Source organism: Rhodococcus sp. DMU2021 (assembly GCF_019641445.1).
Classification (GTDB): domain Bacteria; phylum Actinomycetota; class Actinomycetes; order Mycobacteriales; family Mycobacteriaceae; genus Rhodococcus; species Rhodococcus pyridinivorans.
Map to the genome: position 1 here is coordinate 45,275 of NZ_JAIFKB010000020.1, position 14,152 is coordinate 59,426.

At 66.8% G+C, this 14,152-nt stretch carries 15 protein-coding genes; 5 read left to right on the plus strand and 10 right to left on the minus strand.

The window, feature by feature from the left end; translation table 11 throughout:
• Nucleotides 1-17 precede the first annotated feature (17 nt).
• On the plus strand, nt 18-854 hold the full coding sequence (locus tag K3M35_RS22060; protein ID WP_064060875.1) for a DUF6319 family protein: 837 nt from the start codon (nt 18-20) through the stop codon (nt 852-854).
• Between the two features lie 48 nt (nt 855-902).
• Nucleotides 903-1,565: a hypothetical protein gene (locus K3M35_RS22065; RefSeq protein ID WP_006550994.1), complete on the plus strand. Its 663-nt coding sequence runs from the start codon at nt 903-905 to the stop codon at nt 1,563-1,565.
• Nucleotides 1,566-1,599: 34 nt separating this feature from the next.
• On the opposite strand, the gene ilvD is transcribed toward K3M35_RS22065, so the two are convergent.
• Both ilvD and K3M35_RS22075 read right to left on the minus strand, forming a co-directional pair.
• The gene (gene ilvD / locus K3M35_RS22070) at nt 1,600-3,297 is read right to left on the minus strand and encodes a dihydroxy-acid dehydratase (RefSeq protein WP_019290782.1); all 1,698 of its coding nucleotides are present in this window, start codon (nt 3,295-3,297) and stop codon (nt 1,600-1,602) included.
• On the minus strand, nt 3,294-3,860 hold the full coding sequence (locus K3M35_RS22075) for a TIGR03086 family metal-binding protein (protein ID WP_033098423.1): 567 nt from the start codon (nt 3,858-3,860) through the stop codon (nt 3,294-3,296). The genes ilvD and K3M35_RS22075 overlap by 4 nt, the downstream gene beginning before the upstream one ends.
• A 114-nt stretch (nt 3,861-3,974) precedes the next feature.
• Between K3M35_RS22075 and K3M35_RS22080 the strand changes: the two genes are divergently transcribed.
• The 3 genes from K3M35_RS22080 to K3M35_RS22090 all read left to right on the plus strand — a co-directional run bounded on the left by K3M35_RS22080 (nt 3,975) and on the right by K3M35_RS22090 (nt 7,159).
• Nucleotides 3,975-4,979 (plus strand): aldo/keto reductase, encoded by a 1,005-nt coding sequence (locus K3M35_RS22080; RefSeq protein WP_220666985.1) that lies wholly within the window; start codon nt 3,975-3,977, stop codon nt 4,977-4,979.
• Nucleotides 4,980-5,019: 40 nt separating this feature from the next.
• A complete protein-coding gene (locus K3M35_RS22085; protein WP_220666975.1) occupies nt 5,020-6,294 on the plus strand; it encodes a nitrate/nitrite transporter in 1,275 nt (424 codons plus the stop codon).
• 172 nt (nt 6,295-6,466) lie between these two features.
• Nucleotides 6,467-7,159, plus strand: coding sequence for a GTP pyrophosphokinase family protein (locus K3M35_RS22090; protein ID WP_220666976.1), 693 nt, complete (start codon nt 6,467-6,469; stop codon nt 7,157-7,159).
• Nucleotides 7,160-7,244: 85 nt separating this feature from the next.
• Here K3M35_RS22090 and K3M35_RS22095 read toward each other — a convergent pair whose 3' ends face one another.
• The 8 genes from K3M35_RS22095 to K3M35_RS22130 all read right to left on the minus strand — a co-directional run bounded on the left by K3M35_RS22095 (nt 7,245) and on the right by K3M35_RS22130 (nt 14,135).
• Nucleotides 7,245-8,174 (minus strand): hypothetical protein, encoded by a 930-nt coding sequence (locus tag K3M35_RS22095; RefSeq protein WP_308257103.1) that lies wholly within the window; start codon nt 8,172-8,174, stop codon nt 7,245-7,247.
• Complete coding sequence (locus K3M35_RS22100) at nt 8,171-8,698, minus strand: LpqN/LpqT family lipoprotein (RefSeq protein ID WP_039586525.1); 528 nt, start codon at nt 8,696-8,698, stop codon at nt 8,171-8,173. The genes K3M35_RS22095 and K3M35_RS22100 overlap by 4 nt, the downstream gene beginning before the upstream one ends.
• Nucleotides 8,695-9,639: a hypothetical protein gene (locus K3M35_RS26370; RefSeq protein ID WP_231414086.1), complete on the minus strand. Its 945-nt coding sequence runs from the start codon at nt 9,637-9,639 to the stop codon at nt 8,695-8,697. Before K3M35_RS26370 ends, K3M35_RS22100 begins: the two co-directional genes overlap by 4 nt.
• The gene (locus K3M35_RS22110; protein ID WP_039585296.1) at nt 9,639-10,637 is read right to left on the minus strand and encodes a hypothetical protein; all 999 of its coding nucleotides are present in this window, start codon (nt 10,635-10,637) and stop codon (nt 9,639-9,641) included. The genes K3M35_RS26370 and K3M35_RS22110 overlap by 1 nt, the downstream gene beginning before the upstream one ends.
• Nucleotides 10,634-10,909: a hypothetical protein gene (locus K3M35_RS22115; protein WP_254707489.1), complete on the minus strand. Its 276-nt coding sequence runs from the start codon at nt 10,907-10,909 to the stop codon at nt 10,634-10,636. The genes K3M35_RS22110 and K3M35_RS22115 overlap by 4 nt, the downstream gene beginning before the upstream one ends.
• 290 nt (nt 10,910-11,199) lie before the next feature.
• On the minus strand, nt 11,200-12,048 hold the full coding sequence (locus K3M35_RS22120; RefSeq protein WP_006553692.1) for a 3-hydroxybutyryl-CoA dehydrogenase: 849 nt from the start codon (nt 12,046-12,048) through the stop codon (nt 11,200-11,202).
• A gap of 59 nt (nt 12,049-12,107) precedes the next feature.
• A complete protein-coding gene (locus K3M35_RS22125; protein WP_006553691.1) occupies nt 12,108-13,265 on the minus strand; it encodes an acyl-CoA dehydrogenase in 1,158 nt (385 codons plus the stop codon).
• A 123-nt stretch (nt 13,266-13,388) separates the two neighbouring features.
• Entirely contained in the window at nt 13,389-14,135 is a 747-nt protein-coding gene (locus K3M35_RS22130) for a TetR family transcriptional regulator (RefSeq protein WP_006553690.1), read from the minus strand.
• Nucleotides 14,136-14,152 lie beyond the last annotated feature (17 nt).

Genomic DNA, 14,152 nt, shown 5'->3' on the forward strand with positions numbered 1-14,152 from the left:
CCGAGAAAGGACGTCGCATGTCGCCCCGCAGACGCGCGGACCACCTGACGGAGGAACAACTCGGAGAGCTCGGTGCCGCTCTCGCCGAGGGGCGCCGCGCGACCGTCTACCTCGTCGAGGGCATTCCGAGTCTCGGCATCGACCCGGGGACGTCGGCGCGGGTGGTATCGATCAGCGGCAGCACCGTGATGGTGCGGCCGAAGGGCGTCGACGACGAGTTGCCGTTCGAGACCGACGAACTGCGCGCCACCCGCGAGCCGGCCGGAACGAAGCGCGCACCGACGAAGACCGCGCGCACGTCCGGTGGTGCGAAGCCCGCTCCGGCGAAGGCAGCTCCCGCGAAGGTGCCACCTGTGCAACCCGCGACCCCACGGGCTACCGCATCCAGGCCTGCTGCACCGAAGCCTGCTCCCCAGAAATCCGAGAGCCCAGCAGTCGCTGCGGTTCCCCGCGCCCAGGAGAAGAAGCCCGTGACCCAGACGACCCCCGCTTCGTCCGACACTCCCGCCTCCCGGCCGCCGGCACCGGCGAAGCCGAAGGCCCCGGCCCGCAAAGCGAAGAAGGCGCCGTCGATCACGATCACCGTCACGATCGACCCGGAGAACGAGTGGACGGTGGGGGTCGCGCACGGCACCCGCAAGGTCGGTAAGCCCGCAACGGTCGCACCCGACGCCGTCGAACGTGCGGTGAAGGAACTCGGCGATCCCACGGCCACCGAGGCCGTCCAGTCGGTGATCGAGGAGGCGCGTCGCGCGGCCGAGGAGCGGGTCGCGCAGCTCAGCCGCGAGCTCGAGGAGGCCCGTCAAGCTCTGGAAAGCTTGGGCGCAACCCGGAAATCCGGCGGAAACCTCTAGTACGCTCAGCCCGACGGCTGCCGGACGGCGCAGCGCAGGAGGGCCTCCATGTTCAGAAAACTGGTTGTTGCAATCGCGAGCGCGGTCGCGCTGGTCGGCGCGGGTTCCGGGGTGGCCGTCGCGGCTCCTCCGGTCACCCTCGGTGGCGGTTCGGGCATCACTCTCGGAGACAACGGGCAGGACATCTTCGACTGCACGCTCACCACGATCGGCAACGACGCCGCCGGACGCCTCGTGGGTCTCACTGCCGCGCACTGCGGCTCTCCCGGCATGACGGTGAAAGCCGAATACGACCTCGCTGCCGGCTCGGTGGGCCGCATCGTGTCGACCAACGAACGGCTCGACTACGCCGTGATCGAGTTCGACCGGAGCAAGGTCGTTCCGGTCAACCGCGTCGGCAACGTGACGATCACCGGCCTCGGTGCCCCCGCGGGCTTCCCGAACATCGCCTGCAAGGAAGGCCGCACCACGGGCAACACCTGCGGCATCGTCTGGGGCGACGTGTTCGGCTCGCAGGAGACCTGGACGCAGGTGTGCGTCATCGAAGGCGACTCGGGCGCACCGCTCGTGGTGGGCACGACGCTCGTCGCGATGGTCAACGCCTACCTGCTCGCGCCGTGCGCCGGCCCCGAGGTCGGAACGAACATCGACGTGATCATGGCCGACATCAACGGTCGGGGCGGGCCGGGCGCAGGTTTCCGTCCGATCTAGCAGCACCCCCGGAGCGGGAGGGTTCACCCGACCCTCATCCGCACACCGCACCGTTCGATGCGGAACCGACCAGCTTCGTGTACTTCGCCAGTACACCCCGGGTGTAGCGCGGCGGCAGTGGCTCCCAGCCCTGTCGCCGCGTTTCCATTTCCTTCTCGTCGACCAGCACGTCGAGCAGGCCGTTCGAGACGTCGAGACGAATCCGGTCGCCGTCGCGGACGAAGGCGATGGGGCCGCCGTCGACGGCCTCCGGGGCGACGTGCCCGACGCACAACCCGGTGGTACCACCGGAGAATCGTCCGTCGGTGAGCAGCAGGACGTCCTTGCCTAGCCCGGCGCCCTTGATGGCGCCCGTGATCGCGAGCATCTCGCGCATACCCGGGCCACCCTTGGGGCCCTCGTACCGGATGACCACCACGTCGCCTGCGGTGATGGTGCCGTCCTCGAGCGCGTCCATCGCGGCGCGTTCGCGTTCGAAGACCCGCGCCGTTCCCTCGAAGACCGACTCGTCGAAGCCTGCGGACTTCACCACCGCTCCGCCGGGAGCGAGACTGCCCCGCAGGATCGTGATGCCCCCCGTGGGGTGGATGGGGTCGCTCAGGGCACGCAGCACCTTGCCGTCCGGGTCGGGTGGCCTGATGCCGGCGAGGTTCTCGGCCACGGTGTTCCCGGTGACGGTGAGGCAGTCACCGTGCAGCAGACCCGCGTCGAGCAGCGCCTTCATGATGACCGGGACGCCGCCGATGTGGTCGACGTCCTTCATCACGTGCCGGCCGAACGGTTTGACGTCGGCGAGATGCGGCACCCGCGCACCCACGCGGACGAAGTCGTCGAGGCTCAGATCCACCTGCGCCTCGTGCGCGATCGCGAGCAGGTGGAGCACGGCGTTCGTGGATCCCCCGAAGGCCATGACCACCGCGATGGCGTTCTCGAACGCCTCCTTGGTGAGGATGTCGGAGGCCGTGATTCCGCGACGCAACAACTCGACCACCGCCTGTCCGCTGCGCCGGGCGAAACCGTCGCGGCGACGATCGGTGGCGGGTGGGGATGCGCTTCCCGGCAGCGACATACCGAGCGCTTCGGCCGACGCGGCCATCGTGTTCGCGGTGTACATGCCGCCGCAGGCGCCCTCACCGGGGCAGATGGCGCGTTCGATCGCGTCGAGATCGGTCTCGGACATCAGGCCTCGCGCACACGCCCCGACCGCCTCGAAGGCATCGATGATCGTCACGTCGCGTTCGGTGCCGTCGGACAGTTTCGCGATGCCCGGCAGGATCGACCCGGCGTACAGGAAGACGGCGGCGAGATCGAGGCGGGCGGCAGCCATGAGCATGCCGGGCAGGGACTTGTCGCATCCCGCGAGCAGCACCGAGCCGTCGAGTCGCTCGGCCTGCATCACCGTCTCGACGCTGTCGGCGATGACCTCACGGGAGACCAGGGAGAAGTGCATACCCTCATGCCCCATCGAGATCCCGTCGGACACGGAGATGGTGCCGAATTCGAGCGGATAACCGCCCGCGGCGTGCACGCCCTCCTTCACCGATCGCGCGAGGCGTTCGAGTGGGAGGTTGCAGGGGGTGATCTCGTTCCACGACGACGCCACACCGATCTGCGGCTTGCCCCAGTCCTCGTCTCCCATCCCCACCGCACGGAGCATGCCGCGCGAGGCGGCCTTCTCCATGCCGTCGGTGACGTCGCGGCTGCGGGGCTTGATATCGGGTCGGTCCGTCATGACGCCTTCCTGGGGTCGCGGCCGGTGAGGGCGATGAGCCGGTCCTGCGGGGACGCATCGTCGGGGACCGGGACGGGATCGGCGAACAGACCGCTCGAGGCGAGCATGTCCTTCTGCGGTTCGATGTCGGCGAGCACGGCGTCGACGAGGTCGGCGTCGAGCGTTTCGTCGGCACCGATGGCCCGGGCGAGATCCCAGGTGTGCACGGTGATGTCCGCGACCTGCTGTTTCATGTAGTCGAGGCACGGGACGGTGCCGTAGGACAGGTGGACCTCCTGGGACGGTGACGCCATCGCCCACGCGGCGGTCGCCTGCTCGGCGAAGCGTGCCCATTCGGCGGCGAGATCGTCCCCGATCGGTTCGAGTACGGCCTTCGCGTCGTCGAGGGAACGGCCGGAGAGCAGCGGCTGGATCCAGCGCTGCTCGTCGACCATGTGCCACACCAGGTCGGTGACGTCCCACTCGGTGTCCGGGGTGGGTGCGTGCCAGTCGCGGATCTGCGCGACACGGTCGTCGAACTCGCGACGCGCGGTTCGTTGCAGGGAAAGCCAGTCGGTCACCATGGATCTCAGCCTAGGGCGCGGGCTGCTCGGATCACGGCGATTTCAACTCCTGCGATCATGCGCGGGATGCGGGACGATCGGGAGTCGCACCGTGTCGTCGTCGAGGAGAAGTACATGCCTGTCCCCACCGTCCAGCTCGCGCCCGGTCTCGTCGTCAGCGCCCAGGGTTACGGCGCGATGTCCGTCGCCCCCGCATACGGCGAGGTGAATCTCGACGAGGCACTCGCGACCCTGCACCACGCCGTGGATCTGGGCATCACCTTCATCGACACCGCCGACGTCTACGGCGACGGCACCAGCGAGAAGGTGGTCGGCACGCTGCTCGCCGACCGGCGGGACGAGGTCCAGCTGGCGACGAAGTTCGGTCTCGTCGGCGCGGTCGGCGGCACGGGCACCGCCAACCGTCGCATCAACGGCCGTCCCGAATACGCGAAGCAGGCCATCGACGAGTCGCTCGGGCGTCTCGGCGTCGACCACGTCGACCTGTACTACCTGCACCGCGTGGATCCTGACGTGCCGGTCGAGGATACGGTCGGTGCCCTCGCCGAACTCGTGCAGGCCGGCAAGGTGCAGCACATCGGACTGTCGGAGGCCACGGGCGACGAACTGCGCCGCGCGCACGCCGTCCACCCGATCGCGGTGATCCAGTCGGAGTGGAGCATCGTCTCGCGCGACGTCGAACGGCACGTGGTGCCCACCGCCGCCGAACTCGGCATCGGCTTCGTGCCGTACTCGCCGGTGAGCCGGGGGCTGCTCACCGACGCCTTCGATCCCGGACAGGTCGCCGAGAACGACCTGCGCAAGCGCTTCCCGCGCTTCGACGCCGACGCCCTGCCGATCAACCTCGCGGTGCGCGAGGAGGTGCGGGCGGTCGCGAAGGAGGCGGACGCGACCATCGCACAGATCGCCCTGGCATGGCTGGATGCGAAGGGTCGCGAGTTCGGCTTGCCGTCGGTGTCGATCCCCGGCACCCGCTACGCGAATCGCGTCACCGAGAACGCCGGAGCGCTCGACGTGACGCTCACCGACGAGCAGGTTGCACGGCTGGATCGTCTCGCCGGCAAGGTCGCCGGTCCGCGTGCGGCCGACCCGACGTGGGTGTCGCTCGGGCGTGAGTAATTAGTACCGTTAACAGACCGACGCGTATCGTCCTTGTGACATGAGGGCATGGCTGGTCTGGGGTATCGGAGTCTTCGCCTACATCGTCGCCGTCCTCCATCGGACGGCGTTCGGCGTCTCCGGACTCGCCGCCACCGAACGCTTCGAGATCTCACCGTCGGTGCTGTCCGGCTTCGTCGTCCTCCAACTCATCGTCTACGCGGGGATGCAGATCCCGGCCGGTGTGCTCCTCGACAGGTTCGGTTCGCGGCGGATGATCGCGACCGGCGCCGTGATCCTCGCCGTCGGTCAGGCGATCCTCGCCCTCACCGAGTCGCTGCCGGTCGCGTATCTGGCCCGAGTGCTGGTCGGTGTCGGTGACGCCCTGACGTTCATCTCGGTGCTGCGGCTCGTGCCGGTGTGGTTCGCGCCGCGCCGCGTGCCTGTCGTTTCGCAGCTGACGGGCATCTTCGGCCAGCTCGGCCAGGTGCTGTCGGCGGTGCCGTTCGTCCTGCTGCTCACCGGCACGGGATGGACGGCCGCCTACGGCAGTGCCGCGGCGCTCGGCCTTTTCGCGTGCGTGCTGGTGTTCGCGGTCGTGCGCGACACCCCGCCCGGTGAGACGCGCGAAGCCACCGCGTCAGGGCTGCGGGAGGTGATCGGCGGGCTCGGCACGGTGTGGCGGCGCCCCGGCACCAAACTCGGCTTCTTCACCCACATGGGCACGCAGTTCTCGGTGACGACCTTCGCGCTCATGTGGGGCGTGCCGTATCTGGTCTCCGCTCAGGGCCTGTCACCCGCGGCGGCCGGCTCGATGCTGACCGTCTCGGTGGTCACCGCCATCTCCGCCGGACCCATCCTCGGCGTGCTGTCGGGACGCTTCCCGACCAGACGCTCGTGGCTCGTGCTCATGATCATCCTCGCCAGCGCAGTGACGTGGTCGGCGGTGCTCGCCCTGCCCGGACCCGCACCGCTGTGGCTGCTCGTGGTGCTCGTCGTCGTCATCTCGGTGGGCGGGCCGGGATCGATGATCGGCTTCGACTACGCCCGCACCTTCAATCCCGGGACCGCGCTCGGCACGGCCAACGGCATCGTCAACATCGGTGGCTTCCTCGCGACACTGCTGGTCGTGCAGACGATGGGCATCGTGCTCGACCGGCTCGGCGGCTACACCTTCGACGCCTTCCGCGTCGCATGGTTCGCGCAGTACCCGATCTGGGTGATCGCGCTCATCGGGGTGCTCGTGACCCGAGGACGCGCCCGCCGCGAGGCCGGCATCGAAGCGCGTTCGCTGCGGGCGGTCGTGCTCGACCGACTCGGTCGGGGTAAGCGCTGAACTCGGTTGGGGCAAGCACTGGGCTTCGAGGCGTCCGGATGCCTCGATCGACGATCGGCGGGAGTCCTGTTCGAGTGGACCGTCTCGCATCACTGCAGGTCAGGGCGGTCAGAACCGCCTGTCGTGGTCGGACTGGCAGACTCGATCCCGGAAGTGATCGAGGAGGAATCGAGTGAAGACGACGGTGGGCGAACCCGAACCGGGACTACCGACACCGGACGACGTGCAGGCACCGCTGGTCGCAGTGGAGCATCTCGCGCAAGATCTGCGACGCGCACTCATGGTGTACAAGTTCGGCATCGACGAGATGATGACGAAGATCAACATCCTGCGCGAGGAGTTCACCTACGCCCGCGAATACAACCCGATCGAGCACGTGAAGTCGCGGTTGAAGAGTCCCGAGTCGATCCTCGCCAAGGCGGAACGGAAGCGTGCGCCCGCCTCGCTCGACGGCATCCGCGAGGCCGTCCGCGATATCGCAGGCATCCGCATCACGTGCAGCTTCACGTCGGACGTCTACCGGATCATCGACATGATCACGAGCCAGCTCGACGTGACGGTCGTCGAGATCGAGGACTACATCGCGCGCCCGAAGCCCAACGGGTACAGCAGCGTGCACGTGATCGTCCAGATCCCGGTGTACATGTCCGACCGGGTCGAGCGCGTCTACGTCGAACTGCAGATCCGCACGGTCGCCATGGACTTCTGGGCGAGCCTGGAACACAAGATCTACTACAAGCACGACCGCGAGGTACCGGACGAACTGCGCGAGGAGCTCCGCCTCGCCGCGGAAACTGCGCGCGATCTGGACCTGCGGATGGAAGCACTGCACCGCCGCGTCCACGGCCCGAACAACGGGAACTGACCGAGGTACGCAATGCGGGGTGAAGGCTCGCAACACGGTCGGTCACCAGCGGTGTTGCGAACCCGCCATCGGTGTTGCGTACCCATCACCATTCCCACTGTTGACGCGGAACCTTCCGCGCGATGCGTAAGCGTTCCCGCACCGGGAGAGGACGAAGGAGTTCTGGGGCCTCGGGTGTGGTGACGAGATGGCGATCTTCGGGACACCCATGGAGACGGTCGATGAGTCCGAGCAGCGTGTTGGGATCGCTCACGAGAACGTACGCCGGCACGGTGAACGAATCCGGCTTGTCGTGCGCCACGCGAGGCGGAGTCGGTTCGTAGCCGGGTACGTGGAGACGGATGAGTGGATTGTGCGTAGACGCCCCGCGGCCCGAGACGGTGTAGACATCGGCATCCACTTCCTGGATCTCGTCCCATCGAACGAACACGTCCGAAACGCCACGCCGCACGAGCCATGTCGTGCGGCGGCGAATACCGTCGGCATGGAGACGGGTGGATCCCCGGGGGTGGATCAAGAAGGGTAGAGCGCACACCGCCACGGTTGCACATGTCGTCCATGCGATGAACGAGCCGGAGTGGGGGAGCTCGTGTCTCGCAAGAAGCATCGCTCCGTCCGGTCGGTTCGACGCACGAATCATGAATGCGCCCGACACTGTGATGCAGGAGAACACAGCGGACAGCTGAACGGGAAGTATTCTCACGTAGGGAATCTCGATGCCGGGGCCGTGAATGTCGTCTCGGCACTGCCGGATCCTCGGATGCAAACCGAATCGGTGGAAGCCGGCCCGCTCGAAGCCCCAGGCCGAACCTAACGCCGTCATCAGAGCGAGACAGAACCCCAGGGCGATGGCTCCGAGGTCATCCGCTCGCCGATCGTCCATGGTCTTCTGCAGCACAAGGATTCCGGCCCCGGCCAGGAACACGCCGAGGCAGAGCGATCCCGTACGAAACCGTTGCGGCCAAGCAGGTTCGGATCGTTCTCCGTACGGGCACGGCTCGATGGAATCGCTCACCGGATTCTCAGTCCCTCATGGATTGCATGCAGATGAGCGATAAGGGACTCGGCGCTGTCGGAGCGTGCGGTTGCCGTCAGTTGCGTCAGGTAGCGGTCGTACTCGTGGTCGATCACGAGGTATCGCGTCACGGCGGTGTACTCGACGTCGTCCACTCGATAGGAGCCTTGGATGATCACCGATCGGTGCCCGCGGAAATCGGATGTGTCGCGGAGCGTCTCCCTCCACGCGGGCAGTTCGCGAGCTTCACGCGCCGCGACCTCCAGCAGTTCGTCCGTCGGCCGCCATTTCGACAGTGCGCAGTGGAGGAGGACGGCGTTGGGCACCCAATCGTCCGCGACGTGCTCGGGAGCCACGAGAACCGTATGTGCATGCGGAAAGACATCGCGAGGGAGAACTATCCAACCCTCCGGCGCCTGGAGTTCCGGTTGCGGGTGCCGCGGATCGTCCGGGTCGCAGGGGCTCAGTCCGACTTCGTGTGTTGCGAGGTAGTCGGAGAGCGTCGCCTGAATCGGAGCGTTCACCGAGACGCTTCCTGGTGGCGTACCATCCGGAATCGTTCTCGCAACGGCGGTGGTCTGAGAAGTTCGGCCGCGTCTTCCCGAGCGAGGAGCGTGCGGTCGTTCGGGCGTTCGCTCATCTGTCGGATCAGGGTCAAGAGGGCGTTGGGTTCGGCGATGAGCCAGGTGCAGACGATGGCGAGGGTGTGTTCTTCGTCGTGGGGGATGCGCGCTTCAGGGGGAAACCGCCCGGTCGTGTGGACGTGGATCATCGGAGTCCGGACGTCGCCGTATCCGGAACGGGTCACGATATCCGTTCCGGCGATGCCCTCGATATCGTTCCAATGCACAAATTGCACGGTGGCATTGTTTCGTCGGAGATTGCGAGAGCGTACGACTCTTTCGATTCCTTGCGGGTACAACCCCACTGTTGTCGGGAGCCGGAACCATACGAACACTGCCGACGCGATCAGGGCGACGACCCCACCCACGAGCATGAAGATTGCAGTGGCGTGAGGGTCGCGACCGTAAGGCAACTCGGATTTGTCGGTGATGTAGATGGTCAGCGCCGCTACGGCCAGGCATCCGAGGCCGACCACGACGAGCAGGACCATGAAAATGGTTAGAGGCGTAAGTCCTCCAGGAACAACGATGCCCGTGCCATATTCCGGATGCCTGTAACTTCTGATGCGTGGCGAATACAGGACATGTCGAATCCCGCCGAGTCTGACACACATCACGCCCATGAGCAGCATTGCTGCTCCGTACAACAGCGAACCGATCGTGGATACCAACTCCTCGTGGAGGATATTCGCAGAACTGTCAACCAGACTCCACGTAGCGAAGACCAGAACACATACCCCCGTTATGCACCATCCGATTCGAAGACGTTGCGGCCAACAGGGCGCGTCGGAGGAACTATCGGCGCGAACGTGATTCCGGTCTTCCGGCGTGCCTTCGGTCATTACCACAACTCCTGGATCCTCTTGGATGTGTACCACGTGGCAAAGCCCCCGAGCACAAGCCCGACAGCGAAGCCGGCGGCGGTGCCGACCCCTGGAACGACCGAGCCGGTCGCAGCGCCGATAGCCGCGGTAGTTCCCTTCGACGCCAGGAATGCACCGACCATGCCGACAACGGTTCCGGCGCTCTCGGACACCACCGCCTCGGTGGGATCCATGCCTCCCTTGATGTCGTTGACGATCGCAGGAACGGTGCCTACTGCAGCGGCAGCCGGGTTCATTCCACGTGCGATGTTGCGTGCGACATCGTCGCCCGAGGCCACTGCCGCGTCGGTCAGGAGTTCCTTGGTAGCTCCGGACATTGCGCCGATGGACGACGCTGCGATGGTCGATGGCCAGTCAGGCCACCAGGAGAACTCGCCGTTCTCGTTCTGCACGACCTTCCCCGGCGCCGCGGCATCCCTGGCTGCTTCGAGTACCGCAACGGCAGCGGTGAAGCGATCGGCAGTTTCCGTCGCGGCTCGCGACGCTTGTTCGAGAGCGCCGGTGACGGTGTGGGTCAGTTCCGTTGCTTCGTGTTCGAGGCGGACGCGGGCCTCTGCGACGGCTTCGCTCGGCAGCGTCGCCGAGAGGATGTGGATCTGGTCGGAGGGGTCGACGGTGCCGTCGTCGTGCACGGTGAACCCGGACTGTTCGGCGCCGCCCACGACCGACAGGAGGTGCAGGCGGGTGCCTTCGACGAGCCACGCGCCGGTGCGGTACGCCTCAGCGACCTGCAGGAGTGCTTCGGCGATGGCGCTGCCCAGCGAGCGTTCGCGGACCACTCGCGCGGCGGCGGCACGTGCGGCGTCGCCGGACCATCGCTCGGCGAGCACATCCTGCTCGGTGAGCAGACCTTTCATGCGGTCGTCGAGTGTGTCGACGAGCACGTCGAGGTGGTCGGCGGTGATTCGCAGCGCGTCGGGATTCCAGGACCGGACCGCAGCGACTCCCGGTCTCATCCGTGCTGATCCATCGCCGAGAGTGCAGCCACGAAGTCCGTCTCTGCGACGACGTAATCGTTCGCGGCGCCGTCGGTGATGTCGACGATCTCGCGCAGGCGACTGCACACGTTGCCGAGTGCTTGATCGGTGGCGGTGAAGGCTCGTGCGCAGACGGCCGCGAATTCTGTTCCGGGAAGTGCTGATTGCGACACGGCATACGGTTCGCCGACGTCCCAGTCGTTCATCGCGTCGGCGGTGTCCGCCACGAAGGCTGCGAATGTGCGCAGCACTTCAGGATCTACGTGCAATGTCACCACTGCCCCCCGACAGAATCCCCCGATACGTCCGGGTGGGGACGATAGCAGACGGCGCCCTCACGGAGCCGGAGCGGACCGTCGGGCGACTTCGAGCGGGGCATCGGTCGTACGCGAGGTACGCAACACGTAGTGAAGGTTCGCAACGCCGGCAGTTGCTGGCCGTGTTGCGAGCCCGGAACTGTTGTTGCGTACCTCCCGGCTGTCCGGATGCGCAGACGCCCCCGCCGTTCCGAGAAGGAACGGCAGGGGCGTCCGAGTGAGGCCTACTTGTAGCTGTAGAAGCCCTCGCCGGTCTTGCGACCCAGGCGACCCGCGTCGACCATGCGGCGCAGCAGTGCCGGGGGTGCGTAGTGCGGCTCGGCGAACTCGTCGTACAGCGACTGCGCGGCGTTGAGGGTGATGTCGAGGCCGACGGTGTCGATGAGGGTCAGCGGTCCCATCGGGTAGCCGCAGCCGCCCTTCATCGCGGCGTCGATGTCTTCCTTCGTCGCGTAGCCCGACTCGAGCATGCGCACTGCCGAGCACAGGTACGGGATGAGCAGGGCGTTGACGATGAAACCCGCACGGTCGCCTGCGCGCACGGCCGTCTTGCCGAGGGTGTTCTTCGCGTAGTCGAACACCGTGTCGGCGGTGGCCTCGTCGGTGGTGAGCGCCGAAATGATCTCGACGAGCGGCATCACCGGCACCGGGTTGAAGAAGTGCACGCCCACGACCTTGCCGGGCCGCTGCGTCGCCTGCGCCATCTTGATGACGGGGATCGACGACGTGTTGGTGGCGAGGATGCCTTCGGGCTTCACGATCTTGTCGAGCTCGGAGAAGATCTCCACCTTGAGAGACTCGATCTCGGGGGCGGCCTCGACGACAAGGTCGCGGTCGGCGAACTCCTTCAGGTCGAGGGTGACGCGGATCCGTCCGAGGACCGCGTCGGCGTCCTCCTGCGTGATCTTGCCGGACTTGACGCCACGTCCGATCGACTTCTTCAGACGCTCGCGTGCCGCGGCGGCGAACTCCTCGGTGGTCTCCTTGACGAGGACGTCGCTACCGGCCTTGGCGCACACCTCGGCGATACCGGCACCCATGGTGCCGCCACCGATCACGCCTACCTTTTCCACTGCCACTGCGGTAACTCCTGATCGCTTCGATGTTCCGGGGGTAACCTACGCGACCGGTGTCAGCGCAGCAGCGCGCGCGACATGACGACGCGTTGGATCTGGTTGGTGCCCTCGTAGATCTGCGTGATCTTCGCGTCGCGCATCATGCGCTCGACCGGGAAGTCGGTGGTGTAGCCGGCGCCACCGAACAACTGCACGGCGTCGGTGGTGACCTCCATGGCGACGTCCGACGCGAAGCACTTCGCGGCGGCCGAGATGAAGCCGAGGTTGGGCTCGCCGCGCTCGGCGCGAGCGGCGGAGGTGTAGACCATCAGGCGTGCGGCCTCGACCTTCATCGCCATGTCGGCGAGCATGAACTGCACACCCTGGTTGTCGGAGATCGGGCGGCCGAACTGCTTGCGGTCCTTGACGTAGGCGGTCGCCGCGTCGAGGGCGCCCTGGGCGAGGCCGACGGCCTGCGCACCGATGGTGGGGCGGGTGTGGTCGAGGGTCGCGAGAGCGGTCTTGAAGCCGGTGCCCGGCTCGCCGACGATGCGGTCGCCGGGGATGCGGCAGTTCTCGAAGTACAGCTCGGCGGTGGGGGAGCCCTTGATGCCGAGCTTCTTCTCCTTCGGTCCGACGACGAAGCCCTCGTCGTCCTTGTGGACCATGAAGGAGGAGATGCCGTTGGCGCCCTTCTCGGGGTCGGTGACGGCCATGACGGTGTACCAGGTGGACTTACCACCGTTGGTGATCCAGCACTTGGAGCCGTTGAGGATCCAGTCGTCGCCGTCGGCCTTGGCGCGGGTGCGCATGGAGGCGGCGTCGGAGCCGGCTTCGCGCTCGGACAGCGCGTAGGAGGCCATCGCGCCGTTGACGATGTCGGGGAGGACCTTGGCCTTGAGTTCGTCGGAGCCGCGGAGGATCAGGCCCATGGTGCCGAGCTTGTTGACGGCGGGGATCAGCGAGGAGGAGCCGCATACTCGGGCGACCTCTTCGATGACGATGCAGGCGGCGATCGAGTCGGCGCCCTGGCCTTCGAACTGCTCGGGCACGTGGATGGCGTTGAAGCCCGACTTGTTGAGGGCGTCGAGGGCTTCCTGCGGGAAGCGGGAGTTCTCGTCGACGTCCTTGGCGTAGGGCGCGATCTCCTTCTCGGCGAGCGCGCGGATGGCCTCGCGCAGCGCGTCGTGCTCCTCGGAGAGCTTGAACAGATCGAAGTCGGGATTGAGGGCCATGACGGCGGACTCCTAACGGCACGCGGTGCCAGATTTGCGAACGTAGCTCCCTCGACGATATCGGGGCGAGGGTTCGCGACGTGACGGAATGAGTCGATTGTAACCACGGCACTCAGTGCCAGGTCAACGGCGCTGCTGTGCGCCTTCGAGTTGGAGCCGAACCTGCTCGGCGATCTCGGCCGGTGTCAGGTGGGCCGGATAGGTCACCACCGCGACCGCCGGCGGAGCCGGCGCGACCTTCCCGTTCGTCGCGCCTTCGGGCACCGGAACCACCCCGTACGTGCGGCGGAGCTCGAGCAGCTCCTGCTCGAGGCGTTCGGCAGTGGCGGTCTCGTCGCCGCGGATCATCGCGCGCAACACGAAATTGTGCGTGGCGGTCATCGCCGCCGCGAAGCTGACGGTGCGCACCGGCTTCTCCGTCGGGACGGCGGCGCGCAGGAAGTCGGTGAACAACCGCTCGTAGCGGTAGGTGGTGACGAGTTCGCGCTCCCGCAGCGCCGGCACCCGCTGCACCACCCGATACCGCCACACCGCCAGCTCGCGCCGGTCCCGGAAGTGCCCGAAGACGAGCTTGGCCCCCTCGCAGGCCGCCGCCCACGGATCGTCGAAATCCTGCGAGAGGTACTCGGCGACCTGCTCGAGCAGCGACTCGTGATCGGCGAAGATCACGTCCTCCTTCGACCGGAACTGCCGGAAGAAGGTCCGCCGCGACACCCCTGCGGCCGCGGCGATCTGCTCGACGGTGGTCGACTCGTAGCCGAACTCGGAGAACAAACGGATCGCCTGCGTGACGACATGCACCCGGAACTGGGCGGGATCGGGGCCCGTCGAATCGAGGCGACGGGTGCTGTTACCGGTACCGGATGTCATGGCGTCGAGTATCCAAT